This window comes from Flavobacterium tiangeerense, assembly GCF_007830355.1.
Lineage (GTDB): Bacteria > Bacteroidota > Bacteroidia > Flavobacteriales > Flavobacteriaceae > Flavobacterium > Flavobacterium tiangeerense.
Genome location: NZ_VLKO01000005.1, coordinates 303,009 through 329,560, shown reverse-complemented (window position 1 = coordinate 329,560; position 26,552 = coordinate 303,009). Strand labels below are relative to the sequence as shown.

Below are 26,552 nucleotides of genomic sequence, written 5' to 3'. Positions count from 1 at the left end.
TCGTTTGTTTCTCAAAGCGGGTGCAAAAGTAGTTATTCTTTTTTTAACTGGCAAGAAAAATTTGAAGTTTTTTTGAGATAATTTTTATCTCATTCGCTTCTCTTTCTCTTATCAATCTCTCAAAGAACTTCCGTTGTTTTGCGGGGTGCAAAGATAACTTTCGTTTTTAAATCTCACAAGCTTTTTTTAAAGTTTTTTCTAAAGAGTAAATCTCTATTAACTTTGTTTTTCTTGTCAGTATTTTAAAGAACGTCTGCGTCATTGCGGGTGCAAAAATACAACCTTTATTCGCTTTTACAAGCTTTTTATTCGCCTTTTTTTAATCTTTTCTTAACTTTTAAACTAAAGCACTGATTACTCGTTTCTTAAAACCTAAACTTTTTTCCAGTTAACTTGAATTTTGATAACCGAACAGTGAAATCAAGCCTTTGGAGGGTATTTGATACCAATCTATATAAGGTGTACTGGTTTTTCTAGTGTTGTAATAAGTAATCCCTACTCTATTATATAATAGGTAGTATTCTTTTTGCTACTATAACAATACAATACACCTTCATATAGTAGGTAATGTTTTTACTTCTCTAACAAAAACGTTTTCTAGAATCTCAAACTGCGTTAGGAATAGCAGCGAAAAGCCCACAGTGACGACTTTAAGGAAGGAACGAGGACTTGTAGCGAAGAGCCCGACCTTATATAAAACCACAAGAGTAGCAGGATCAACTGCTACTCTTGTGGTTTTATATAAGGGAACGCCCAAATAAAATTTAATATTCCCATCTACGGGTTTTGTTTAATTCCTCTTGCTCTTGAATGATCTCTGCTGGTATTACTTTTAAAAACGATGCATGTTGTTCAATTGCGTATTCTACTTTTTCTACAATTTCATCAATGGTGTCATTTTCATAATCGATATCAAGTGGTTCTTTGATGATAAACGATTGAAGAATGCCTTTCTTTTTCATGCGCAATCCTTTTTTCAAAATTTCACACCTGATATGATTAAAAATAAATACTTAGATCAATCATAGCGAATTGCACGTACTGGCGAAATCTTTGTAATTATATAGGAAGGTATCACAAGGACTACCAAGCAGACTAGTACAGTTAAAAGATTCAATAACAAAATATACAACCAATTTATATAGACTGGAGCTTGATTTACATAATAGTTTTCAGGCGGTAGCTGGATAACTCCAAATTGCTGCTGGACCAAAAGTAATGAGACACCAATAAAATTACCCCAAAACAAACCTTTTACTATAAGATATGAAGCGTTGTATAAAAATATTTTTCTAACTGACCAGTTATTTGCTCCAAGCGCTTTAAGAATACCTATCATTTGTGTTCGCTCCAAAATTAAAACTAAAAGAGCAACAACCATGTTTATGGTAGCAACAAGAATCATGACAATAAGTATGACAATGATATTAAAATCAAATAATTTTAACCATTCAAATATATAACTGTATTTCTCGGTAATGGTTTTTGAATCGAGTGTGGAACCTGTTTGTTCGTAAACCTGTTCCCCTATTGCTTCAATAGCATCAAAATCATCCACAAAAACTTCAAATGAACCAACTTGATTTGGTTTCCATTTATTGATTCTTTGCATGTGCCTTATGTCTCCCAAAATATAAGTGGAATCAAATTCCTGAAATCCTGAATTAAATATTCCAACAATATTAAAGTTCCGTAAATTATACCCATTGTCCTTCATGAAAAAGGTATTAAAAGAATCCCCTACTTTTAAATTTAAACGGTTGGCTATAAACTGAGAGATCACAACTTCTTCATTTAAACTTTGGGTTGTGTTTGGTATTCTTCCTTGAACCAAGTACTCTTTTATATTATCCCACTTATAATCTTTTCCTACTCCTTTGAAAATAATCCCCTCAAAAGCACTCTCAGTCCTAATGATTCCAGCTTTACTTACTACAGCTTGAATGTGTGTAACAGCGGGAACTGCTGAGAAATTTGGATAAAAATCTTGTTTATTGGTAATAGGCACCAATGTCATATCCGATTGATTGGTATCATAATTGGAAATCACTATATGACCATTGAAGGCTGCGACTTTCTCACGGATTTTTTGTTGCAATCCAATACCTGTTGCCACAGAAACAATCATCATGATCATACCAATTGCAATTGCCGAAATAGCAATTTTTATAATAGGCGATGATATGCTACTTTTATAATCCTTAGATGAAACGAGGCGCTTAGCGATGAAATATTCTATATTCAAAGTAAAATGGACTTTTATAGGTTATGCAACTAGTTTGGAATAAAATTATTACCTAGGACTATACTATAAAGGTAATTTTTTTTTCATCTCTTCTACAATATTGAAGGCAGCTGGACAAATAGTAACATTCACTAAAGTAAGATCGGTGATTTGCTGAAATTTTTTACGATCAGTATGCGGAAACTCTCTACAAGCTTTTGGACGCACATCGTAAATCATACAAGCATTATCATTATCTAGAAATGTACATGGAACGCTTTGCAAAACATAATCTTTATCTTCATCTATGCGCAAATATTGATCAATGAACTGTTGTGGTTTTTGACGTAAATATTTTGAAACCCGTTCAATATCGGCATCAGTAAACAATGGCCCCGTGGTTTTACAGCAATTTGCACATTTTAAACAATCCGTTTTTTTAAATTCAGCGTTGTGTAGGTCTTGCATTAAATAATCTAAATTCTTTGGAATCTTCTTTTTTAACTTATCAAAATACTTTTTGTTTTCGATATGCTTATCTTTGGCCTCTTTGGGAAGATTGATTATTATATTTTTCAAGTTGCAGATTTATAATTTGAACTACAAAAGTAACAAACTTGACATCTGAAAATGATAAAGATTTAAAAAAATGATGAAAGACCTTTTTGGCAGAGCCATACTCGATTATGTTACCAATAATTCACCAGAGGATTTAATTACAGAAACTTCAATATCCGACGAAGATGAAATGAATATTGCCTACTTGTTTCGTTCTTTTAATGAGATGCCTATTATTGAACAAAAAGCAATGCAGTTATCAAAAGGACTTGTTCTAGATGTGGGTTGTGGTGCCGGAAGTCATAGTTTGTATTTACAAAACGAATGCAAACTAAACGTGCAATCTATTGATATTTCGAATAACGCCATTGCGGCATGCAAGTTAAGAGGTCTACTTAATGCAAAAGTCCAGAATGTTTTAGATTTGAAGCTCAATGAAAATGAAACACAATACGACACCATTTTATTATTAATGAATGGTACAGGGATTTTTGGTACAATAAAAGATATTCCCAACTATTTACATAAACTAAAAAGTTTGCTAAAAAGTAATGGTCAAATTTTAATAGATTCTTCGGATATCATTTATATGTTTGATAACGATGAAGACGGAGGGAAATGGATACCTAGCAATGGCTATTATGGCGAAATTACATTTAAAATAAAATATAAAAACGAGATAGAGAACTCATTTCCTTGGCTCTATTTAGATTACAATACGTTACAAAATGCTGCGTACGCAAATGGATTTAAATGTGAATTAATTCAAGAAGGAGAACATTTTGATTATTTAGCAAAACTCACACATTTACCTTAAAAAAAAATCTACTCAAACTAAAAAAACTGCATTATCAAATGCATGTTCTTATGGGATATTCAAATATTTATGTGTTTGCAAAGAAACGCGCCATTTTGGATTTTGCATCACATAATCTACGATTAATGGAGTCATTTCTTCTTTTTTACTCCATTCCGGTTGAAGAAATAAAATAGCATTACCCGACACTTTTTCTGCTTGCTCTTCGGCAAAAATAAAATCATGTTTATTATAAATTATAACTTTTAATTCATGAGCAGCCTCATAGACTGTTGGAGTAGGTAGTTTATTCTTCTTTGGCGATAAGCAAATCCAATCCCAAGAACCTGTTAAAGGATACGCACCAGAAGTTTCAATATGAACTTTTCTATTATTATCTCGCAATTGTTGCGTTAATAAAGTCATATCCCACATTAAAGGTTCGCCACCAGTAACTACAACAGTTTCGGCATATTTACTAGCATTACTAACAATTAAATCAACTGAGGTAGGTGGGTGCAACTCTGCATTCCAACTTTCTTTAACATCACACCAATGACATCCTACATCACAACCACCAATTCTAATAAAATAGGCCGCAGTACCTGTATGATAGCCCTCTCCTTGTATGGTATAAAACTCCTCCATTAACGGAAGCATTGCTCCTTTATTAACCTCTAATTGTATTTCTTTTGATAACATTCTAATTTTTTAAAGCACAAAGATAGGGAATTTGAAAAGAGAAGTTTTAAAAACAATTGTCTATTATAAATTGTAGTTCATGAAACCTAAACATTGTTAACGAACAAAGATAAAGACATAAAAAAACCGGTAGCAAATACTACCGGTTTATAACTTAATTTGAAAAAATTATTTTAAAATTTTCAAAGACTCAGATGCGTAACTATTTGCAGCATCAAGAGCAAGTGTTTTGTTGAAATATTCAATAGCTTTAGTTTTATCACTGTTTGCAAAACTAGCAGCCATATTGTTGTAAGCTTCTATGAATTTAGTCTTAACAGCTGGCTTAGAAAGTTCAGCATCACCAAGAGCAGTTGTTTTAGCTACATAATCTTCGTAGTTTTTAACCATTAAATCATCTTTTTCAAGCAATCTGTTTGTTCTAGCTCTGTAAAGGTAAGCCTCTAAATAAGTTGGTGAAGCAGCTAAAACTCTTTCAAATGCGGCGTCTGCTTTTTGTAATGCAGCAGCATCCGCTTTACCTTCTTTTGCTTTATTGATGTTTGCATAATAAATAGCTAAACCATAATACACGTTGTCATCAAGATAAGTAGTAGACTCTTTAGTATTTGCTCCAAACTCAAAGATACCAGAAGCTTCATTATACAATTTTTGAGAGAACATTTTTTTACCTACTTCACTTAAACTTTGAACAGCAAGCGGTTCCATTTCAACACCTTTTTTAATATCGGCTAAACCTTGAGTATATCCTGCTGGATCAACTGAAAGCCCGTCAGCACTTGTTGCTTTTTTAATTCTACTTAAACCTAAATTTAAATAATCTAAAGCAATAACTTTATTACCAGGTGTTGCAATAAAATCCTGCAAGGCTTTAATTGCAACATCTAAATTACCATTTTTATAAGCTGCATAACCTAAATAACGGTAAATTCTTGGATTCACTTTATCTAATTCACTCATTTTATTTGCTTCCACTTCAAGTGCAGCATAATCCTCAATTAAGATTAAGAAATCCGCACGACGCATTCTTGAGTTAAGTGAATAATCTGTCAAAGACATATACTTATCATAGTGACCTAATGCTATTTTATAATTTGCAGCAGCTTGTGATGGCTTATTACGTGCAATTTTATAATACGTTTCAGCTAATTCTCTGTAAACAGGACCGTAATTTGGGTTTAAAGCAATTACTTCATCATACGCTTTTAAAGCCTCGTCATATGACTTTGCACCTTTTAACAAAACACCTAACTGCATTTTTGCTTTTAATAGTGTATTATCTAACTGAAAAGCGCTTCTGTAAGCAACATAAGCCTCATTTTGTTTTCCATCACCATAATAAGCATCTCCAAGAGCTAATTGCAATTGCGCATCCTGATTATTTTTAATAGCAGGATTAGTCAAAGTTGTAATAGCAGTTTTATAATCTGGTTTTTCAGCATTCATATATGCTCTTGCCACATAAATAAACTCTTGAATATCCTTCTTTTTCATGTCCTTTAATGCAAGAGCAAACTTTGCTTGCGCTGCAGTTAAATCATTTTTATCCAAATCCATTTGGCCAAGACCAATATTATTAAGTCTTCCATCTTCTGACGCTGTTAATCCTTTGTCAAAAAATATTTTTGCAGAATCCTGAATGTTTTGTTCTAGATATACATTACCAAGAGTAAAAAAGGCAGAACCATTAGTTGGTTTTGCTTTAATGATTGACTTCAAGATAGACTTAGCACTTTCGAATTGCTCTGCATCGATAGCTTTTTTTGCTTGATTAATATCTTGAGCTTGTGTAGTAAAAGCTGTTGCCAAAATAGCCACGCTCAATGTTGAGATTTTATTCATCTTAATTGTAGTTAATTTATTTTTCATCTTTTTGACTATTAGTTATTGTAAATTTCCTTGTGGGAATACGTACAGGTAACAAACCTGATTTTAATACTATTCTTTGTCCAATATCTCCACCGACGAAGGATGCAAATCCCATACCTAGACCAGAGAATCCCTGACAATTTATTATATACAAATCACGTGCCAAAGGATACTTCTTCTCTGCAATATCATTTTGAGAAGGATAAAAATACCCATTTCCTTTTAATCCTTTTACACTAAGGATACGCACTTTTTCAATAAAATCAACCATGGCAGGCTTAGGCTGAGTGAGCCAGTTAACACCTACAACACCTATCAAACCATCGTTTGAGGCAACATGCTTAATTACTTCATCGTTTGTTTTAAATGAAAAAACTCCATTTTCAGGAATTGATTTAATTCCTGCTAAATCGCTTAAATACCTAACCGTACTTGAATTTAAATTATCAAATACCAAACCCTTAATTTTAGTCCCTGTTTTACCTTGCATAAAATGCAATACATCTTGTAACGCTACAAGAGAATCTTTATTACTTGCATTTGAAATAAATGCAATTGCATCAGTAGCAAAGGGAGTAATTTTAGGATTGATTTTCCTTTGTTTAAATATCTTAATTTCTTCAGGAGTAAGATTCCTTGAAAGAATTGCAATAGTAGAAGTTTTATTGAAAAGTGTATTCAAAGTTTCAGCTTCAGATTTTGAAACCAAATTAATCTTTGCATCATACTCACTTTCAAAAACAGCAACTTGGTCTTCAACAATAGGAGTTAATGTTTCATCCACATAAATTGTAGCATTACCCTTTAAAATAGTCTCTTCTTTATTTGACTTATTACAAGAATAAAACACAGCTACAAGAACGGCTAGAGACAAGAATAAGATAGATAATTTTTTCATAGACTAATTGTTGCTGTTTATAATTCTAAAAAACCTAAAGGATGCATACGCTATCAATATAACTCCAAATGCAACCCTATATATCCTATCCATATCTAACGGAAAGTTATTCATGAATATTATAAACAATCCCAAAATTAGATAAAGTAGAAAAAACAAAATTCCTAAAACAAGAAGAAATCGCTCTCTAAGCGATTTCTTCTTAATATTGTTTACTATGTTGTTCAACATTATTCTGCAGATTGAATAGTAATAGGTAAAGAATATAAAACCCTTACTGGCTTACCATTTTGAACACCTGGAGACCATCTTGGTGATTTTTTCAATACACGAATTGCTTCTTTTCCAGTTCCATAACCAATATCTCTAATAACTTTGATATCAGTCAAAGATCCGTCTTTCTCTACAACGAATGATACGAAAACTTTACCTTTTAAACCTTCTTCTTCTGGTGTTACGTAATTTGTACCTACAAATTTGTAAAACTTATCCATCCCACCAGGAAAGTCAGGTTTCACTTCGATACCTGCAGTACTATATACCGTGTTATCTGGAGCTTCCTCAACTACCGCAGCAGTACCTGTACCTACAGGCTCAACACTAAGAACAGCATCTGGATCTCCTTTGATTGTCTCAGCACCTAACTTTTTGTCTTTAATTTCCACTGTTTTTGGTGGCTCCTCAGTAACTTCTTCTGCTTTAGCCACAACTGGCTTAACAAACTTCACTTGATCCACTTTTGGTGGAGGTGGTGGAGGTGGCGGAAGGTTTTTCTTTACTTCTTCTTTTTTAGGAGGCAACTTAATACTAACAATTTTAGTATCTAATGTATCATCCCCATCTGAAGAATCAGGAAGTAAACCTAAAATAAGTGGCATACTAACCGCAAAAGCAAATACTATTGCTCCTATTATAAGTGCTTTAGTGGCAGTACTGTTATTTGTTTTTCTAAGTTCGTAAGCACCGTATGCTTTGTTACGACCTTCGAAAACAATATCAAGCCATTGGTTTGTGAATATATCTAATTTCATTTTTCTTACTTATTAGGTTATTTAGTAATTTAAAATATTAATTACTTTCTAACAATTTTAATTCTTCTGGAGTGAAATCATTAACAATAGCATTCGAGGGAACACCTACTATAGCCATTTCATCAAGTATGTCTACTAGATTACGGTAGTTTGATTTTTTACCAGGTTTAATGATAACAATTAACCCCTTATCTTTGTTACCTGTATATTCAACTACTGATTTTTTTCTTTTTAATAACTCAGCACGAATACCTTCTTTACCGTAAGCAATCTCTTTAGGACCAGCTATAGGTGTAGCTAACAATCCCATGTAATATACCAATTTGTTATTATCACCTAACATTATTGTTAACGTACGATTTTCATCAACTTTAATCGGTTTCTCTGTAGGATCATCTTGTTTGTCTGGTAAACCCAGAGGCATCGATTGTGGTTTTGACAAAGTAGTAGTCAACATAAAGAACGTAATTAATAAGAAAGCTAAATCCACCATAGCAGTTAAATCTACTTTTGAGTTGGATTTTTTACTTCTTACCTTACCACCTTTTTTGCCATCACCGTCGCCAGTATTTAATTCAGCCATTTTAGTGTATTTTTTTAATTATTTCTCAGTTGCTCTTAAACCAGTAACCAAATTGAAGTTATTGATTTTCTGGTCTTGTAAAATATCCATTACTTTTTTAATGGCAGGATACTCCTCTTTCGCGTCTCCTTTGATAGCAAATTGTAATTCTTTATCATTCACCTTGATATTTGCAATTCTAGAATTGTAAATCCATTCTTTTAATTGATTATCAAGAGAATCTTTAGGCATACCTGGCTGAACACCTGGTTTGTTTCTATCCGCAGTTTTCATTGCAATAAGCTGTTTCAGGTTAGCGATTGGAACTCCAATACCTTCCATCAAAGCAAATGTTTCAGTTTCACTTTCAGTAAATTCAACACCATATTTTTGACCCATCAATTGCAAAGCTTCCTTACGAACTTCTCTACCTTTTAAATCATAAAATACTTTTCCTTTACCTATGGTAACGGTTGCTAAATTATCTTCTGGCAATTTAGACTGAACTGTTGATGCAGGGGTATCAACTGGCAATGCTTCAGGGATTTTTGCAGTTGCAGTCATTACGAAGAAAGACAACAATAAAAAAGCCACATCACACATAGCAGTCATGTCCGTAGACCCTGCTTTTTTCTTCATTTTTATAGCCATTAATATATTTTTTAAAATTTACAAGAAAGCAGCAGCAAAAATAGAGCTACTTTCTTGCAAAATAAATTATTAATTATTTTTGAGCACTTCTGAAGTGTCTGTATGTGTTCACAATTGTATTACCAGCCTCATCAATAGAATAAGTCAAAGTATCAATTTTAGAAGTAAAGAAGTTGTAAGCAATAATTGCTAAAGCAGAAGTAGAGATACCTGTAGCCGTATTAATCAAGGCCTCAGAGATACCATTTGCAAGAGCAGCTTGATCAGGAGTACCTGCAGCAGATAATGCACTAAATGCTTTAATCATCCCCGTTACTGTTCCCAACAATCCTGCAAGAGTCCCTAAAGATACCATTGTAGAAAGTACAGTCATGTGCTTCTCTAACATTGGCATTTCTAATGAAGTAACTTCTTCAATTTCTTTGTGGATTGTTTCAGCAGCAGCTTCACTATCAAAACCTTCTCTTTTAACCTCTTGGTATTTCAATAAAGCAGATTTGATTGGGTTAGCAACAGAACCTTTTTGTTTGTCACAAGCAGCAATAGCTCCTTCAATGTTTCCAGCTTTAATATCTTTTTGTAAGTTAGTCATGAACTGATCAAGATTTCCTTTACCAGCTGCTTTTGAAATTACAGCATAACGCTCAAATGAGAATACAACAACCATTAAAAGTAATCCTAACAAAACTGGTACAATTGGACCTCCTTTGTATACCATTGCTAACATGTTTCCTGGCAGTGGGTGACCTGTATTAACACCACCTTCAAAGTTAGAGCCATCACCCATTATGAAATTCCAAATTAACCATCCAACAAAGATACATGCTACAATAATGATTCCTGAAATCATTCCTCCTCCGTTCGCCGCTTTTTCTTTTTTAACGTTTGCCATTTTTTTTAATTTTAATAGTTTTAAATAAATTTATCTTAGTTATATTAAACTTGTAGTTAGGCAAATTTATATTTTTAGTTCAAATAAAAAAACTTTTTTTTATTTAATTGTAATTAAATTTATTTCAATAACACATTCTAAAGCCCAATATCTTCATTTCAATCCATATTCACATATAATTGAATGTTTTCACGAAAAATAATTTATTTTTTTAAGAAAATTTATTATAATATTTCAAAAACAAGACATGCAATAAAAAAAATATATTTCACCTTTTTTATAACAAAAAAGCTTTAACACTGCAGGAAATACTTAAATTGTTGGTTTTATAAAAAATAATAACTTGCATACGATTTAAATTCAAACCTATTATGAGCAAAAAAGATGATTTCACCACGTATATAACACAGGGCTTTCAATCAAAAGGCGAAAGTATAACCCTAGGCGGTGCTATTTTAGATGGAGAAGCTGTACCAAATACTTACGTAAAAATACCGTTAAAAACACTTAACCGCCACGGATTAATTGCTGGCGCTACTGGTACTGGAAAAACAAAAACAATTCAAGTACTATCTGAACAGCTTTCCTCTTTTGGTATTCCTGTATTGATGATGGATATTAAAGGTGATTTTAGCGGGATAGCTAAACAGGGCGAAGAAAAAGATTTTATAACTGATCGCCATGCCAAAATCAACATTCCGTACAACACAGAAAGTTTTCCAGTTGAACTATTAACCTTGTCTGAGCAAAACGGAGTGCGATTGCGAGCCACTGTTTCAGAATTTGGGCCAGTCCTTTTTTCTAGAATACTTAATTTAAATGACACGCAAGCTGGGGTTGTAGCAGTAATTTTTAAATATTGTGATGACAATAAAATGCCATTACTCGATTTAAAAGATATCAAAAAGGTAATCAATTATATAACCGATGAGGGCAAAGAAGAGATTGAGGAATTATACGGTAAGATATCAACAGCTACAACGGGGACTATCCTGCGAAAAATAATTGAACTTGAGCAACAAGGAGCTGATTTGTTTTTTGGCGAAATGTCATTTGATATCAATGATTTGATGCGCATAGATGAAAAAGGGAAAGGATACGTGAACATCTTGCGCCTAACAGATATTCAAGACAAACCGAAATTGTTTTCGACTTTTATGTTGAGTTTACTGGCCGAGATCTACCAGCAGATGCCTGAACAAGGAGATGTTGAACAACCTGAACTAGTCATTTTTATAGACGAAGCACATTTGATATTTAACGAAGCAAGCAAAACCTTATTAGAACAAATTGAAACTATTGTAAAACTAGTTCGATCAAAAGGGATTGGGATTTATTTTATAACTCAAAACCCAATGGACATCCCTAGTGGTGTGCTTGCTCAATTAGGTTTAAAAATACAACATGCACTAAGGGCTTTTACAGCCAATGACCGAAAATCCATCAAACAAACTGCTGATAATTATCCTACCTCTGAATATTACACCACTGAAGATGTCCTTACAAGTTTGGGTATTGGAGAAGCACTTGTTACAGCCTTAAATGAAAAGGGTATCCCTACTCCTCTTGCTGCAACCATGATGAGAGCACCTATGAGTCGAATGGATGTTTTAACCGAAGGTGAAATTGACGCTATTAATAATTCTTCGAAACTTGTCTCAAAATACAGCGCTGTTGTAGACAGAGAAAGCGCCTATGAAATGCTGCAAAAAAAGATTACCGAGGTCAATGAAAGCGTAGCTGAAAATACTGAGGAAGAAAAAATTGAAAAAGAGAAAAATGAAGGGCCTAGCACTGCTAGCGTTGTGGGTAAATCTGTTTTAAAAGTACTTACGAGTGCAACTTTTATCCGAGGAGTATTTGGAGTTTTAACCAAAATATTTAAAAAGTAATGCTATAAAATCAAAATATGAAAAAATATTTAGTTCAAAATAACCCTTTTGTAGTCCCAACCACTGACGGAAAATTGATTGAAGAACACCATGGCTTAATTGCAACTCAAAACAACGACATCTCAATTGCACACATGGTGGCTCCCCCAAAGTGGAGTGAGCCTTTTCAAACTCCCCAATTTGAGGAGTATACTTATATTATTAGTGGTAAAAAACAATTCATAATAGAAGACGAAGTTGTTATTCTTGAAGCGGGTCAATCAATAAAAATTGAAAAAAATACACCAGTGCAATATTCCAATCCTTTTGACGAGCCTTGTGAATACATTGCTATTTGCAAACCTGCATTTTCGATGGAAAAAGTTAATAGAGAAGCGTAAGCAAAAGATAAATGGTATCTTTATACGTATAAAAGAAAACAAACATGGAACATCAGAAAAAAATTGTAATCATTGGAGCTGGTTTCGCTGGTTTAAGATTAGCGCAAGACTTAGAAAACACTGCTTACGACGTTTTATTGATTGATAAAAACAATTACCATCAATTTCAACCTTTGATGTATCAAGTAGCCACCGCGAGACTAGAGCCTGCAAGTATTTCTTTTCCGTTGAGAAAAGTATTTCAACATTCAAAAAATGTTCGTATCCGTATTGCTGATGTCATTAGTGTGAATGCTCAAAATAAAACTCTCCAAACATCCATTGCTGATTTTGATTATGATCACTTAGTGGTCGCTTTTGGTTGTACCACAAATTATTTTGGCAATACTGAAATTGAGAAACATGCATTCCCAATGAAATCAGTACCGGAGGCGATACAATTGCGCAACCAAATTTTGCAGACCTTTGAAGACGCATTGATTGCACCTGCTGAGGAATTACAATCTTTAATGAACTTTATTGTAGTAGGTGGAGGACCAACCGGTGTTGAACTTGCGGGGGCACTTGCAGAGATGAAAAAAAATATACTCCCAAAAGATTATCCTGACAAAGATTTCTCAAAACTAACCATTTATTTACTGGAGGGTTCACCCAATGTTTTGAATCCAATGAGTGTTGAATCCCAAAAAATGTCTAAGAAATATCTTGAAGATTTAGGAGTGATTGTAATGACCAATACCCTAGTAAGTCATTATGACGGGGAGACGGTAAGTTTACAACATGGAGAAATAATCCGTTCAAAAAATGTAATATGGGCTGCAGGTATTACTGGAAATACTCTAGAAGGAATACCAACAAGTGCATTAACAAGAGGCAACCGTTTTCAAGTAGACCGTTTTAATGGCATTGCTGGATTAGATTCCGTTTATGCCCTAGGGGATATTGCATTTATGACAACCCCAAAATATCCAAACGGACACCCACAAGTAGCAAGTGTAGCTATTGAACAAGCCAAAATTTTAGCTAAAAACTTCAAATTAGCTTTCAAGAATGGAAAGAAAATTGAATATGAGTACCACGACAAAGGCTCCATGGCCACAGTAGGCAAAAGAAAAGCAGTTGTAGATTTACCAAAATTTAGCTTTCAAGGACGATTGGCTTGGTTCACTTGGATGTTCATTCACCTCATGCTAATATTGAGCGTTAAAAACAAACTATCTATTTTTGTAAACTGGATGTTTAGCTACTTTAATAATGATAGTACGTTGCGTGTGTTACTAAAACCCGCCACAAAAAAATAACTAAAAAAAACAACAAAGGACTCTAAAAAAGAGTCCTTTGTTGTATTGTAAAAGTTCCAGTATTTTATCTTCTACTTTTTTGGAATCCCATATAGTAGCAATTTCATCCATCTTTAAAATTTCTTCCATTATTTTGTTTTGGTATTCACCAAGAGCCAGCGCTTCGGCATAAGGTATAAGACTAAAAGTGACCAAACTATAAAGAGGAGTCCATTTATCAGGATGTTTGTCTGAGAACCATTTTTCAATTTTCTTTTGCAATAAAAAATTCTCGTCAGCAGTTTTTGAGCTCATTTCCATGAAGTTTCTTTCTGCTAATTCTGCAATTGCATCCGCATTTGGTTTGCGAAGTTGCTCATATTCTAAGAAAATTGCTCGCCAGTTGTCTCCGTGTTTATCAATACAGTCTTGTAAAATAGTAATATCTTCAAATCCCGCGTTCATCCCTTGACCATAAAAAGGTACTATTGCATGAGCGGCATCACCTATTAAAGCAACTTTATCATCATAGGTCCAAGGATAGCATTTCATTTTTACCAAATAACTGGTTGGATTCTTAAAAAAATCTTCCACCAGATTCGGGATTACAGCTTTTGTATCAGGGAAGAATTTAGCGAAAAAATCAACCAAGTCTTTCTCCGTTTTTAGCTTTTCAAATGAATTATCTCCCTCAAAAGGCATAAAAAGAGTACATGTAAAACTACCATCAAGATTAGATAAACCCATTAACATAAAATCTCCTCTTGGCCAAATGTGTAATGAGTTGGCATCTATTTTATGTGAACCATCAGGATTTGCAGGAATATGCAATTCCTTATACCCTATTTTCATGAACTCTTGAGAATAATTGAACATCGATTGACGTTGCATTTTGTGTCTAATGCGTGAAAAAGCACCATCAGCTCCAAAAACTTTGTCAAATTTAATCTCTGTCCATTCACCACGCTCCGTTTCACCTATGTGTAAAGTAGCATCATTTAAGGTGACGTCCCATATTTTTTGATTAAAAAAGAATTCCACCCCTTCCTTTTCGGCAAGATCTATCATTTTACGGTTTAAAATCCCTCTTGAAAGTGAAAAGATTGCCTCTCCCTCCTTACCATAATTTTGAGTTACATAACTTCCGTCTTGTAAATGTATTCCTCGTTTGTCTACAGCAATACCGATAGCACGTATTTCATAATCAAGACCTATATCTTCTAATGTTTTCCATCCTCTATTAGACATTACTAAGTTGATAGATCGACCTGAAAATTGAATATTTCGAATGTCAGGACTTCTATCATACACGTGAACCGTATGACCTAATTTTTTTAGATATATCGCCAATAGTGTTCCTACTAAACCTGAACCTACTACGGCAATTTTTTGAGGTGTTTGCATTATTTTCATGATATGTTAAGCAAAACTAGTCATTAATTAGCGGAAGCTCTTTAAAAAGTGACATTATTTACTGGGCTTGAAAGTTAATTTAGTAGAAGTCCTTTGAATTTCCTCTTTATTTAAAAGCATCCTCCTAAATTTACCTGTATTGTACAACTCTGCTTGGTCATCATAATGGGCACTCATGGGATTCCCTGATTGTCCAGTAGGCAAAATGCTCAAACTGTTTTCAATATCCGAAAAATCAATTACTCTTCGTGTAGAAGGCCCGCCTTTTACTTGATATTCACCGCTACCACTAAAACTAAAGAACAAATTATTTATAACTTCACTAGAACCTGATACCTCAAAAGGACCCACATTGAAAATATTTTTCAAAATTGCGACTTTACTCAAAGGATGTTGATGTTCTAAAGTATGTACTCTGTTCCAAGTCCAAGCCAATACATCTGGGCCTAATTGTTTTTCAAGCTCTGATATAGCCTCCTTAAATGACTGCAACACTATATTTGCTCTGGTTTCTTTATTGTTTTTAGTATTGATGTTATCCCACCAAACAGAATTTTTATTTTGTATTTGATTCGCAATAGTCTGTTTCATGACATGGGTGCCTAGGAACATTTCAAACTTTTCCTTTCCTAACTCATCTTCAAAAGTGTTTTTCATATATTGAAAGATCCATTTGTTGTAGATTGTAGGAGCTACATCATCCAGATTATTAGAGCCTTTCCAATCTTTTAAAATAGAAATTACTTGTTTTTGAGTACCCGAAAGTGCTTTAGAACTACAATTTGCAATCAACTCCTTGACTACATTTGGCGCAACCGATGAAACATTATCAAAGATCATATTTCCAACAGCTTCTTTATCCCAAGAGGATTTAGCATCTAATAATTGAGCAATTCTTTTGGCGCGATCCTCGGGCAAATAATATCCCGGATAATTAAATCCATCTATAGGTTCCGGCTGATTATTTGCTGAATAAACGTAATTCCATCTTGGGTTTACTGCCGAAGGATTTTTGGAAAAATCCAAAAACGAAACAATATCATCTTTTCCAGAAGCTCCGTCTAAGATGAAGTTTGGATTTACTCCTTTATTATGCTTGTACAACTTACCCGTAGCCCACCATGCAACATTTCCTTTAGCATCGCCGTACATTACATTTAATCCTGGAGCTGCTATTAATGCTACCCCTTTTCTAAAATCAGCTTTGCTTTTCGCATGCGAAAGCGAATAAACTGCGTCTAGAATATTGATGGGTTGTTGGGTATAAATCCAAGATAATGCAACGGGTTTATTAGGCTCTAAACCATCCATCAAGTCGTTCATTATAGGTCCATGTCGTGTTATTTTTACGCTCAAAACACAATCTGTTGAGTCTTTAATCTTTATTGTTTTTTTTCTAATTTCATAAGTACCATAACCATTAGGAGTTTTATACTCTTTATCATTCTTAGGATTGGATTGTTCTTGATACAAATCGATATCATCATTCTCAAACATGGTCAATCCATAAGCATAATCTCTGTTGTGCCCTAATAAAGGATAGGGTGTTCCTGCTAAATAACAACCATATAACTCAAAATCTGGTACAACAATATGAGCTTCATACCAAGTTCCCGGTTGAGAAAACCCAATATGTGGATCATTAGCAAAAATAACTTTTCCGTTTTTAGTTTTCTTTGGCGCAATAACCCAACTGTTACTTCCTATAAAAGGAGACACAGGTGATTGGTCTAAAAGTTTTGCAATAGACTTAGATATAGCTGCATACTCTTGGGGATTTTCGGATGCGTTTTTTATTTTCGTAGTATTAAATTCACCATTTATTCCTAAATCCTTAAGGTATTCGGCACCATATTTATTGCGAATATCTGTTAACAAAGGATCTGATTTTTGAGCCATTGCAAAACTAAAAGACATGTATCCAAAAATATTATACACATCTTTTATAGTAAACTTTTCTTTCTTCACTCCAATCAAACTAAACTCTATCGGCGTTTTCCCCTGGTCTAAATACTGATTAATCCCATCAAGATAAGACATCGTCAATTGGTAACTTGGACTATTTTTATCTAATGCTGCTATTGCTTTGGCTGAGGCTTCTTCAATCCCTAAGCCGGCAAAAAATTTATCATTTTTCAATGCTACTGATCCAAAGATTTCTGACAACCTTCCAGGAGCTATGCGGCGCATTAGTTCCATTTGCCATAATCGATCCTGTGCATGGACATACCCTAATGCAACCATGGCATCTTTTGAATTTGCTGCATAGATATGAGGAACACCAAATTCATCAAAATGAACGGTTGTTTCTTTTTGAATATTTTTTAACACTACCTCACCCTCATATGTAGGTTTTGAGTATAGCGCATACAAAAAAATGGAACCTGCTAAAACGGCTACTAGTAGAAGCAAAATAAAAAGAGATTTTTTTAGTGTTTTCATCATGGGATAAATTGAAAAACAAATATATAGGATTTGGAAGTGATATGAAACAAATAATTACGACTGGAGTACGATGCAATAAAATAATTTAAAATCTCTATATTTTGTTTAATTTATTTCTTGATTAATTAAACAAAAAGTATCTTTGTTTAAAATAATACGACTTATGAAACATATTTCAAGAGATATCATATCTCAAATGGAAAAAATTGAAAGATTAAACTTAATCAATTCGTGTACAGGATATAAATCAGCAAATTTATTGGGGACAAAATCTATTGATGGAAAATCAAATGTTGCTATTTTTAGTAGCGTAACCCACTTGGGGAGTAATCCCGCAATGATTGGATTTATTATGCGCCCCACTACGGTTCCAAGAGATACGTACAAAAACATTAAAGATACTGGCTACTTTACCGTAAATCACATCACAGCAGATATGATTGAGGCTGCACATCACACCTCGGCCAATTATGAATTAGGAGTTTCTGAGTTTGACAAAACAACACTTGAAGAGGAATTCAAAGAAGGCATCCCTACTCCCTTTGTTAAGGGGAGTCCAGTACAATTATTGTGTAAATATGTTAATGAATACCATATTGTAGAAAATGACACCATACATGTTATTGCATCTATTGAACATCTTTTTTACAAAGAAGAATTAGAACATAAAGATGGGTGGTTGCAAATAGATCGTGGAAATGTTGTGGCTATAAATGGTTTAGACGGGTATTGTTTACCCAAATTAATGGACCGTTTCCAGTATGCCCGAAAAGAAATTCCAACAACTTCCTTTTTCAAAAAATAAACATGAAAAAACTACGGTTAATCCTTGGTGATCAATTGAATGCGACGCACTCTTGGTTTCAAGAAAAAGATGATACTACCATTTATTTGCTAGCCGAAATGCGTCAGGAAACAGATTATGTGAAGCACCACATACAGAAAGTTGTGGCATTCTTTCAATCAATGAGGCATTTTTACACAGACCTTAAAGATAAAGGTCATCAAGTACTCTATTTCGAAATTACAGCCTTAGATAATCCTCAAAATTTAGATCAATTGATTGCCAATTGTATTGAAAAATATGGCATTACCAAATTTGAATATCAATTACCTGACGAATACCGTCTGGATCAGCAATTAAAATTGATTTGCTCAAAACTTACCATTGAGACCCAAGCATTCGAAACGGAACATTTTTACACCAAACGAGAGGAGTTGACCGATTTTTTTGAAGGTAAGAAGTTATTACTAATGGAAAATTTTTACCGACACATGCGTAAAAAGCACCATGTTTTGATGGATGGCTCAACACCTGTTGGTAATCAATGGAATTTTGATGCAGATAATCGAAAAAAATACAAAGGAGAAGTTCCAGTTCCTGCAGCAAAAAAATTTGGGACCGATATCGAAGCGCTTCTCTCTCAAATTGAAAAAGCTGGCATCAATACATTTGGTACAATTGACCCGAAAAACTTTGACTGGCCTACCAGCCGAGCGCAATCATTAGAGCAACTTGGTTATTTTTGTGATCATTTGCTTCGCCACTTTGGAGATTACGAAGACGCCATGCATACAGATGAAAAATATCTGTTTCATTCTCGTTTATCGTTTGCCATGAACAGCAAAATGCTTTCACCAAAAGAAGTGATTGAAACTGTAGTTGCATATTATCATGAACATGAATCCAGCATTTCCATTTCACAGGTTGAAGGTTTTGTTCGGCAAATTTTAGGTTGGCGTGAATACATAAGAGGAATTTATTGGAAAGAAATGCCCAACTATTCTAAAATGAATGCTTTAAACAACACCAATAGACTGCCGGATTTTTTCTGGACCGGTCAAACTAAAATGAATTGCATGAGTCATGCTATTAATCAAAGTTTGAAGGATGCCTATGCACATCATATTCAGCGTTTGATGGTAATAGGAAACTTTACTTTATTAACGCAAATTCATCCTGACGAAGTAGACAATTGGTATCTAGGTGTATACGTTGATGCCATCGAATGGGTAGAAATGCCCAATACAAGAGGTATGTCACAATACGCAGATGGCGGAATTATCGCAACAAAACCTTACGTTTCCTCAGGAAGTTATATCAATAAAATGAGTAACAATTGCGTTAAATGCCATTACAATGTGAAGGAAAAATTTGGAGATAAAGCCTGCCCATTTAATACGCTTTACTGGAATTTTCTGGACGAAAAGAAAGAATATTTTAAGGGAAACCAGCGCATGGGAATGATGCTCAACCTTCTTAAAAAAATTGATCCTGAGGATTTATACAAGATCAAGCTCAAAGCAAATGATATTATAAACAATATGGATTTGTATTAAACTAGAAAAGCGTTTCAACTCCTCACAGAATTGAAACGCTTTTTTTATATTCTAAATAAACTATTCTTTCTTACTAGCATCTATAATGGCACCAGTTCCAGCGCCAACTCCGGCACCTGCAACACCACCAATAATAGCACCTTGCACTTTTTTCTTACTAATAATTGCTCCAGTTGCAGCTCCTACTCCTGCACCAATTACTGCTCCTTTAGCAGTGCTACTCCAACCTTTCTTTTTAGTTGTCGTAGTTGTAGTTGTTGTTCCTTGAGGAGCTTGCTGGTTAACTACAACAACTTCTTTTTGGGTTTCGACTTTAGCCTCTTCCATTTTCACCATTACTTGCTGCATAGAGTCAATTACTCTTTGCTTTTCCATTTCTACTTTCATAGAATCAACTGTTGCTGCTTTTGCTTTTGCAACATCCATTTTACCTTGATTTTGACAAGAAACTACCGCCATAGCAAGTAACATAAAGTATACTATTTTCATAATTATTTTTATTTTATTGTTAAACAACAAAGTAACAACATAAAAACCCTAGTTCAATTATCTAATTCCAAGTTTAATTTACATAATTCATAGACTCGCTTTCTCTAAAATTCCTTTTTTTAAAATTTGACCAAACTCATACATATCTGCATAAGAGGTATATAAAGGTACAGGCGCCAAACGAATCACATTAGGTTCACGCCAATCTGTAATTACCCCATTTTCCATTAAATAATCAAACAAACTGCGGCCTTCACCATGCAGTAAGACAGAAAGTTGGGAAGCTCTTTCTAAAGGGTTTTGTGGTGTTATGATTTCAAAAGTACTCTCAACTTCTTTATCGATTTCATGTAAAATAAACTCTAAATACGATGTAATACTGTCTCTTTTTTGAATTAGAGCATCCATACCTACTTCATCAAACATAGTTACTGATGCCAAATAAGGAGCTAATGACAATATGGGTAAATTACTAATTTGCCAACCATCGGCACCGTGAACGGGATCAAAAGTTTGCTCCATCTTAAATCGACGTTCTTTATTATGTCCCCACCATCCTGCAAATCTTGGAAGCTCACTATTGTTATGATGCTTTTCATGAATAAAACAACCAGATGCATTTCCTGGCCCTGAATTCATGTATTTATAACTGCACCATGAAGCGAAATCTACATTCCAATTGTGTAATTCTAACTTTACATTTCCTGCAGCATGTGCCAGATCCCATCCTACGTAAGCACCTGCTTTGTGCCCTGCAGCAGTTATCGTTTTCATATCAAAAACTTGACCGGTGTAATAATTGACCCCACCAATGAGAACCAAAGCCAACTCATCACCTACTTCTTCTATTTTTGCTAACACATCTTCAAGACGGATGTTATGTTCGCCTTCGCGTCTTTTAATTTCTACTAATGCTTCATTAGGATCAAAACCTACCGATCTTGAATGAAAATCAACTTGGCTTTGAAACATATATTGATCCGAAGGAAATGCTTTCTCCTCACAAATAATCTTGAATCTGGATTTTGTAGGTTGGTAAAAAGAAACCATTAATAAATGAAGGTTCACGGTTAAGGTATTCATCACGGTTACCTCTGAAGGAAGTGCTCCAACAATTTTACTTAACGGATTAGCAAAACGTTCGTGGTAATCCCACCATGGTTTATCACTATAAAAATGTCCTTCTACAGCAAGGTTTGCCCAATCATTCATGACTTCGTCGACAAAAGCTTTGGTGCGTTTGGGTTGTAATCCAAGTGAATTTCCAGTAAAATAAATTACTTTTTTTCCGTTTACTTGCGGAAATATAAATTCCTCTTGGTATTTGTTTAAAGGATCTTGGATATCTAGTTGCCTTGCAAATTCAAGGGTATTTTGAAATTTCATACTTTCGGTTTAGATTTGTAAATGTACAAAAAATGCAGCGATAGTAGCAAGTGTTTAAACGAATTAGGAACTTCATGAAATCCCAAAAACCAGAGTTAGAACCGAGCTTTATCATTAAAAATCCTGATAGAAGAGGATCGAGATTGACGGACGAGTTAGTGTGAGGGATAACAGCGGCATCCTTTATTTTCTTTCTTTAAGAAAATAAAGATAAAGCGGATAGCCCGACCCGACCTTTTTCTGGGAGGGTCACACCAAAAAAAATCTCGCCACGAATGACGAGATTTAATACTTATGATATGATTATGTTGTATTATAGAATCAACATGGCATCACCGTAAGAGTAAAACTTATATTTCTCTTCGATTGCTTCGGCATATGCTCTTTTCATTAAATCGTGTCCACAAAAAGCAGAAATCATCATTAATAAAGTTGATTTTGGAGTATGAAAATTAGTGATCATACACGTTGGGATAGCAAAATCATGCGGTGGAAAAACAAATTTATTTGTCCATCCGTCAAACGGATTAAGTGTGTTTTGTGATGAAACAGAACTTTCTACAGCGCGCATAGAAGTTGTCCCTACACAACAAATGCGTTTCTTTTTAGCTTTAGCTGCGTTTACGATATCACAGGCTCCTTGAGTAATTTTTAATTCCTCAGAATCCATTTTGTGTTTCGATAAATCTTCAACCTCAACAGGATTAAAAGTTCCTAAGCCTACGTGAAGCGTAACCTCAGCAAAATTGATTCCTTTTATTTCTAGTTTTTTCAATAAATGTTTAGAGAAATGCAAACCAGCTGTAGGTGCTGCTACTGAACCTTCTTCTTTAGCATAGATAGTTTGGTAACGCTCTGCATCCTCAGGAGTTACATCTCTAGAAATGTATTTAGGGATTGGAGTTTCACCAAGTTCTGTTAATTTATTACGGAATTCCTCGTATGAACCGTCATATAAAAAACGTAGCGTTCTACCGCGAGAAGTAGTATTGTCAATAACCTCAGCAACTAGAGAGTCATCGTCACCAAAATATAGTTTGTTTCCAATTCTAATTTTACGAGCTGGATCAACAAGAACATCCCAAAGTCTTTGCTCAGAGTTTAATTCTCTCAATAAAAACACTTCGATTCTTGCTCCAGTTTTTTCTTTATTTCCGTACAAACGAGCCGGAAAAACTTTAGTATTATTTAAAATTAAGACATCGCCTTCGTCAAAATAATCGATAACATCTTTGAACATTTTGTGTTCTATGGTTTGTTTTTTACGGTCAATAACCATTAAACGTGCTTCGTCTCTGTTTTCGGCAGGATACTCTGCAAGAAGTTCTTTTGGTAAATCGAATTGAAAATGTGATAATTTCATTTGAAAAAGTTATATGTTATGATTTATGCAGTACCTATTTAAATGATACCAGATATAAATCGTATGCAAATATACGATTGTGAGACAGGCGTTGTCAAGTGTTTTAGGGTTTATTTTTAAAAGTCGTTGTTTAGCGGGCACTTAGAGGGCCATTTCATCTTGACAATGCAACCCAATTGTTCTTAAATCATCCCAAAAATCAGGATATGATTTTGAAACTACTTCGGCATTTTCAATAATTATAGGAACTTTTATGGCAAGCGGTGCAAATGCCATTGCCATGCGGTGATCATTATAAGTGGCTATAGATACATTTGGGATACATTGCTTTGTTGCTATAAGCGTTAAACTATCGTGTGTCACTGAAATAGTTGCTCCTAATTTTGTTAATTCAATTCGCAGTGCTTCTAGCCTATCTGTTTCTTTAATTTTTAAAGTATGAAGTCCTGTAAGGTGACAGCCAATTCCTAAACCAAGGCAAGTAACCACAATGGTTTGAGCTATGTCAGGTGTGTTGTTTAATTCAAAACTGATTTGTTCTGGCAGCTTAAAATCAGATTGCTTGCTTAATGTCATCTGATCCCCGTTAAAATGGGTAACAACTCCAAGTTCTTTGTAAATTTCGACCAAAGCGGAATCGCCTTGAAGACTATCTTGTTTGTAACTTTTTAAGGTTATTGAAGCCTTACTGGAAAGTGCTACTAGACTGAAAAAATACGATGCCGAACTCCAGTCAGATTCCACTATCATGGATTTTGCAGCTACTTCTTTCTTAGGATAAACCGTAATTACATTGCCTTCAAACCTAGTTTTTACCTCTAAATCATTCAATAATGCTAATGTCATTTTGATGTAGGGAACGGAGGTGATTTCACCTACCAACGTAATTTCGATTCCGTTCTCTAATTTTGGTGCCACCAATAACAAAGCAGAAATATACTGACTACTTACATTAGCTGGGATGGACACTTTTGAGGCCGTTATTTTTTGCCCACTAATTTTGATGGGCGGATAACCTACTTCTTTCTCGTATGATATTACGGCTCCTAATTGTTGTAGCGCTTCGACCAAAACTTGTATCGGACGTTCCGTCATGCGTTGAGAACCGGTCAGTATTACCTCGAGACCTTCATGCACTGCATAATACGCCGTCAAGAATCGCATGGCCGTTCCTGCATGATGAATATCAACTATTTCTGCATGGCCTTTCAAGGCTTTTTGCATGACCTCGCTATCATCAGAATTAGAGGTGTTATTGAGCGTAATAGTAGGAAACAAAGCCTTCAACAATAGTAGACGGTTGGTTTCGCTTTTGGAACCTGTTATGTTTAATTGTACATCGTCAATCGTAAAAGGTGAATTCGTAGTTACTTTTAAATTCATTTTTGTAATTATGAGTTGTGAATTAGGAATTATAAGTGGTATAATTCAAGTTCGCAATTTACCACTCCACATTTATAATTCATAATTAAAGCAACACAAATTATTTTAGTTTCTCGTTGTTTTTGTGACGGTCTTTATCTCTTATGGATTTTAAATCCATCTTTTTATCAAAAGCAGTTTGTAAGTCAATCCCCGTTTGATTGGCTAAACACAAGACTACAAAAACCACATCTGCTAATTCTTCGCCAAGATCTTTATTTTTATCACTTTCTTTTTCAGACTGTTCACCGTACCGGCGGGCAATAATACGGGCTACTTCGCCTACCTCTTCGGTAAGTTGTGCCATATTAGTTAATTCGTTAAAGTAACGAACACCATGTTCTTTGATCCAGGTATCTACGTCTAGTTGTGCGTTTTTTATGTTCATATTACTCTTTATTTTTACTGTCTATGATAATGGTTACAGGTCCATCGTTTAATAATTGTACTTTCATATCGGCACCAAAAACTCCGGTTTGTACTTTTTTGCTAAGATCTTGTTCTATTTGGGCAACAAATTGTTCATACAGAGGAACTGCTATTTCTGGCTTTGATGCTTTAATATAAGATGGGCGATTGCCTTTTTTAGTTAAGGCATGAAGGGTAAATTGCGACACCACAATAATATCGCCACTGATATCTTTTATAGAACGATTCATAACATCGTTTTCATCTCCAAAGATCCGGAGATTGACAATTTTAGAACTCAGCCAGCTGCTATCTTCATGCGTATCCGCATCTTCTATACCAACCAACACTAACAATCCTTTTTGAATATTAGCTACAATTTGATTGTCAATTGTGACTGAAGCTTGAGAAACTCTTTGGATTACTACTTTCATTAATCAGTCATAAAGTTACAAAGTCTTAAAGTCGAAAGTAAAAAAATCTATATCTTTCGTTAATTATGACTTTTAAAAATATTACTCTCTAGTTTTATCGCTTATAATTCGATCTTCGTTATGAATGTCAGTTCGGTAATGTTCATCGTCACCTTCTAAAATTTTAAGGTAACTGTTGTAGCGTGACCAAGCAATTTCATCTCGATCTAATGCTTCTTTTATGGCGCACTTAGGCTCTTCTTTATGCAAACAATTATTGAACTTGCATTGCTCTTTCAATTTAAAAAACTCGGGGAAATAACCACTAATTTCAGCCGGCTCCATATCTACCATCCCAAACCCTTTGATTCCGGGCGTATCTATAATGCTGGCGCCAAAAGATAAATCATACATTTCAGCAAAAGTTGTGGTATGTTGTCCTTGTTTACTGGCGTCTGAAATGGTTTTTGTTTTCAAATGCAACGCAGGCTCCATAGCGTTTACCAATGTAGATTTTCCCACACCTGAATGCCCAGAGAACATGCTTACTTTTCCTATCATCAAGGCTTTTAATTCCTCAATTCCTTTCATTTCAGTTGAGGACACGCGCAAACAAGCATATCCTATTTGCTGGTACACATGCTGCATGTACAATTGCTCGTCTAAGGTAGCCTCGTCAAAAGTGTCAATTTTATTAAACACCAAAACCGTTTCAATTCCGTACGCCTCCGCAGTTATAAGAAATCGATCAATAAAATTAAAAGTTGTTGGCGGATTGTTCACAGTGATCAATAAAAAAACACGATCAATATTTGAGGCTATAATATGCATTTGATGCGATAAATTAACCGACTTGCGTACGATGTAATTTTTTCTGTCATGAATATTAAAAATGGTACCCGTAACCGCATCTGAAGTTTCCTCGAGTTCATAATCTACCACATCGCCTACTGCAATGGGATTGGTACTTTTTATTCCCTTAATCCGAAATTTCCCTTTCATACGGCATTCTATAAAATCTCCTTGCTCGGATTTTACGGTGTACCAACTTCCTGTAGATTTATAAACGATTCCTGTCATAGGACAAAGGTAAAATATTGTTTCAAGTTTATCCCGACACTTCGAGATAAAATTTGGA

Annotated in this window: 24 protein-coding genes and 1 pseudogene; 6 read left to right on the top strand and 19 right to left on the bottom strand. The window is 34.5% G+C overall.

What is annotated here, in order from left to right:
* Nucleotides 1–764: 764 nt before the first annotated feature.
* The 3 genes and pseudogenes from IQ05_RS07690 to IQ05_RS07680 all read right to left on the bottom strand — a co-directional run.
* Nucleotides 765–977, bottom strand: a pseudogene (locus tag IQ05_RS07690) (1-acyl-sn-glycerol-3-phosphate acyltransferase); the annotation flags it as partial.
* A gap of 41 nt (nucleotides 978–1,018) precedes the next feature.
* Nucleotides 1,019–2,245, bottom strand: coding sequence for an ABC transporter permease (locus tag IQ05_RS07685; protein WP_144891663.1), 1,227 nt, complete (start codon nucleotides 2,243–2,245; stop codon nucleotides 1,019–1,021).
* Between the two features lie 63 nt (nucleotides 2,246–2,308).
* On the bottom strand, nucleotides 2,309–2,803 hold the full coding sequence (locus tag IQ05_RS07680) for a YkgJ family cysteine cluster protein (protein ID WP_144891661.1): 495 nt from the start codon (nucleotides 2,801–2,803) through the stop codon (nucleotides 2,309–2,311).
* Nucleotides 2,804–2,876: 73 nt separating this feature from the next.
* On the opposite strand from IQ05_RS07680, the gene IQ05_RS07675 reads away from it, so the two are divergent.
* Complete coding sequence (locus tag IQ05_RS07675; protein ID WP_144891689.1) at nucleotides 2,877–3,599, top strand: class I SAM-dependent methyltransferase; 723 nt, start codon at nucleotides 2,877–2,879, stop codon at nucleotides 3,597–3,599.
* Nucleotides 3,600–3,647: 48 nt separating this feature from the next.
* Here IQ05_RS07675 and IQ05_RS07670 read toward each other — a convergent pair whose 3' ends face one another.
* The 7 genes from IQ05_RS07670 to IQ05_RS07635 all read right to left on the bottom strand — a co-directional run bounded on the left by IQ05_RS07670 (nucleotide 3,648) and on the right by IQ05_RS07635 (nucleotide 10,183).
* Nucleotides 3,648–4,280, bottom strand: coding sequence for a 7-carboxy-7-deazaguanine synthase QueE (locus tag IQ05_RS07670; protein ID WP_144891658.1), 633 nt, complete (start codon nucleotides 4,278–4,280; stop codon nucleotides 3,648–3,650).
* A gap of 168 nt (nucleotides 4,281–4,448) precedes the next feature.
* Nucleotides 4,449–6,149 (bottom strand): tetratricopeptide repeat protein, encoded by a 1,701-nt coding sequence (locus IQ05_RS07665; protein WP_244289543.1) that lies wholly within the window; start codon nucleotides 6,147–6,149, stop codon nucleotides 4,449–4,451.
* Complete coding sequence (locus IQ05_RS07660) at nucleotides 6,139–7,047, bottom strand: PstS family phosphate ABC transporter substrate-binding protein (protein WP_144891656.1); 909 nt, start codon at nucleotides 7,045–7,047, stop codon at nucleotides 6,139–6,141. The genes IQ05_RS07665 and IQ05_RS07660 overlap by 11 nt, the downstream gene beginning before the upstream one ends.
* 230 nt (nucleotides 7,048–7,277) lie before the next feature.
* Nucleotides 7,278–8,078 carry an energy transducer TonB gene (locus tag IQ05_RS07650; protein WP_144891651.1) on the bottom strand — a complete coding sequence of 267 codons (801 nt, stop codon included), beginning with the start codon at nucleotides 8,076–8,078 and terminating at the stop codon, nucleotides 7,278–7,280.
* A 37-nt stretch (nucleotides 8,079–8,115) separates the two neighbouring features.
* Complete coding sequence (locus tag IQ05_RS07645) at nucleotides 8,116–8,661, bottom strand: ExbD/TolR family protein (RefSeq protein WP_144891649.1); 546 nt, start codon at nucleotides 8,659–8,661, stop codon at nucleotides 8,116–8,118.
* An 18-nt stretch (nucleotides 8,662–8,679) separates the two neighbouring features.
* Nucleotides 8,680–9,291, bottom strand: coding sequence for an ExbD/TolR family protein (locus IQ05_RS07640; protein ID WP_144891647.1), 612 nt, complete (start codon nucleotides 9,289–9,291; stop codon nucleotides 8,680–8,682).
* A 73-nt stretch (nucleotides 9,292–9,364) separates the two neighbouring features.
* Nucleotides 9,365–10,183, bottom strand: coding sequence for a MotA/TolQ/ExbB proton channel family protein (locus tag IQ05_RS07635; RefSeq protein ID WP_144891645.1), 819 nt, complete (start codon nucleotides 10,181–10,183; stop codon nucleotides 9,365–9,367).
* Between the two features lie 371 nt (nucleotides 10,184–10,554).
* Between IQ05_RS07635 and IQ05_RS07630 the strand changes: the two genes are divergently transcribed.
* The 3 genes from IQ05_RS07630 to IQ05_RS07620 are packed head-to-tail and all read left to right on the top strand — an operon-like array spanning nucleotide 10,555 to nucleotide 13,756.
* Entirely contained in the window at nucleotides 10,555–12,075 is a 1,521-nt protein-coding gene (locus IQ05_RS07630; protein ID WP_144891643.1) for a helicase HerA-like domain-containing protein, read from the top strand.
* A 17-nt stretch (nucleotides 12,076–12,092) separates the two neighbouring features.
* The gene (locus IQ05_RS07625) at nucleotides 12,093–12,455 is read left to right on the top strand and encodes a cupin domain-containing protein (protein WP_144891641.1); all 363 of its coding nucleotides are present in this window, start codon (nucleotides 12,093–12,095) and stop codon (nucleotides 12,453–12,455) included.
* A gap of 44 nt (nucleotides 12,456–12,499) precedes the next feature.
* Nucleotides 12,500–13,756: an NAD(P)/FAD-dependent oxidoreductase gene (locus IQ05_RS07620; protein ID WP_144891639.1), complete on the top strand. Its 1,257-nt coding sequence runs from the start codon at nucleotides 12,500–12,502 to the stop codon at nucleotides 13,754–13,756.
* Here IQ05_RS07620 and IQ05_RS07615 read toward each other — a convergent pair whose 3' ends face one another.
* Nucleotides 13,757–15,139: an FAD-dependent oxidoreductase gene (locus IQ05_RS07615; protein WP_144891685.1), complete on the bottom strand. Its 1,383-nt coding sequence runs from the start codon at nucleotides 15,137–15,139 to the stop codon at nucleotides 13,757–13,759.
* A 63-nt stretch (nucleotides 15,140–15,202) separates the two neighbouring features.
* Entirely contained in the window at nucleotides 15,203–17,590 is a 2,388-nt protein-coding gene (locus IQ05_RS07610; RefSeq protein ID WP_144891637.1) for a penicillin acylase family protein, read from the bottom strand.
* A 166-nt stretch (nucleotides 17,591–17,756) separates the two neighbouring features.
* Between IQ05_RS07610 and IQ05_RS07605 the strand changes: the two genes are divergently transcribed.
* A complete protein-coding gene (locus IQ05_RS07605) occupies nucleotides 17,757–18,398 on the top strand; it encodes a flavin reductase family protein (RefSeq protein WP_144891635.1) in 642 nt (213 codons plus the stop codon).
* A gap of 2 nt (nucleotides 18,399–18,400) precedes the next feature.
* Nucleotides 18,401–19,933: a cryptochrome/photolyase family protein gene (locus IQ05_RS07600; RefSeq protein ID WP_144891633.1), complete on the top strand. Its 1,533-nt coding sequence runs from the start codon at nucleotides 18,401–18,403 to the stop codon at nucleotides 19,931–19,933.
* Nucleotides 19,934–19,993: 60 nt separating this feature from the next.
* Here the strand turns inward: IQ05_RS07600 and IQ05_RS07595 are convergent, their stop codons facing one another.
* The 7 genes from IQ05_RS07595 to rsgA form a co-directional block, all read right to left on the bottom strand.
* Complete coding sequence (locus IQ05_RS07595) at nucleotides 19,994–20,422, bottom strand: YMGG-like glycine zipper-containing protein (protein ID WP_144891630.1); 429 nt, start codon at nucleotides 20,420–20,422, stop codon at nucleotides 19,994–19,996.
* 87 nt (nucleotides 20,423–20,509) lie between these two features.
* Nucleotides 20,510–21,808: a kynureninase gene (gene kynU, locus IQ05_RS07590; protein ID WP_144891628.1), complete on the bottom strand. Its 1,299-nt coding sequence runs from the start codon at nucleotides 21,806–21,808 to the stop codon at nucleotides 20,510–20,512.
* Between the two features lie 313 nt (nucleotides 21,809–22,121).
* Nucleotides 22,122–23,171: a tRNA preQ1(34) S-adenosylmethionine ribosyltransferase-isomerase QueA gene (queA, locus tag IQ05_RS07585; RefSeq protein ID WP_144891626.1), complete on the bottom strand. Its 1,050-nt coding sequence runs from the start codon at nucleotides 23,169–23,171 to the stop codon at nucleotides 22,122–22,124.
* 141 nt (nucleotides 23,172–23,312) lie between these two features.
* Nucleotides 23,313–24,554, bottom strand: coding sequence for a 3-phosphoshikimate 1-carboxyvinyltransferase (locus tag IQ05_RS07580; protein ID WP_144891624.1), 1,242 nt, complete (start codon nucleotides 24,552–24,554; stop codon nucleotides 23,313–23,315).
* Between the two features lie 100 nt (nucleotides 24,555–24,654).
* On the bottom strand, nucleotides 24,655–24,981 hold the full coding sequence (locus tag IQ05_RS07575) for a nucleotide pyrophosphohydrolase (protein WP_144891622.1): 327 nt from the start codon (nucleotides 24,979–24,981) through the stop codon (nucleotides 24,655–24,657).
* Nucleotide 24,982: 1 nt separating this feature from the next.
* Complete coding sequence (dtd, locus tag IQ05_RS07570; RefSeq protein ID WP_144891620.1) at nucleotides 24,983–25,435, bottom strand: D-aminoacyl-tRNA deacylase; 453 nt, start codon at nucleotides 25,433–25,435, stop codon at nucleotides 24,983–24,985.
* A gap of 81 nt (nucleotides 25,436–25,516) precedes the next feature.
* Nucleotides 25,517–26,494 (bottom strand): ribosome small subunit-dependent GTPase A, encoded by a 978-nt coding sequence (gene rsgA / locus IQ05_RS07565; RefSeq protein WP_144891618.1) that lies wholly within the window; start codon nucleotides 26,492–26,494, stop codon nucleotides 25,517–25,519.
* Between the last annotated feature and the right edge of the window lie 58 nt (nucleotides 26,495–26,552).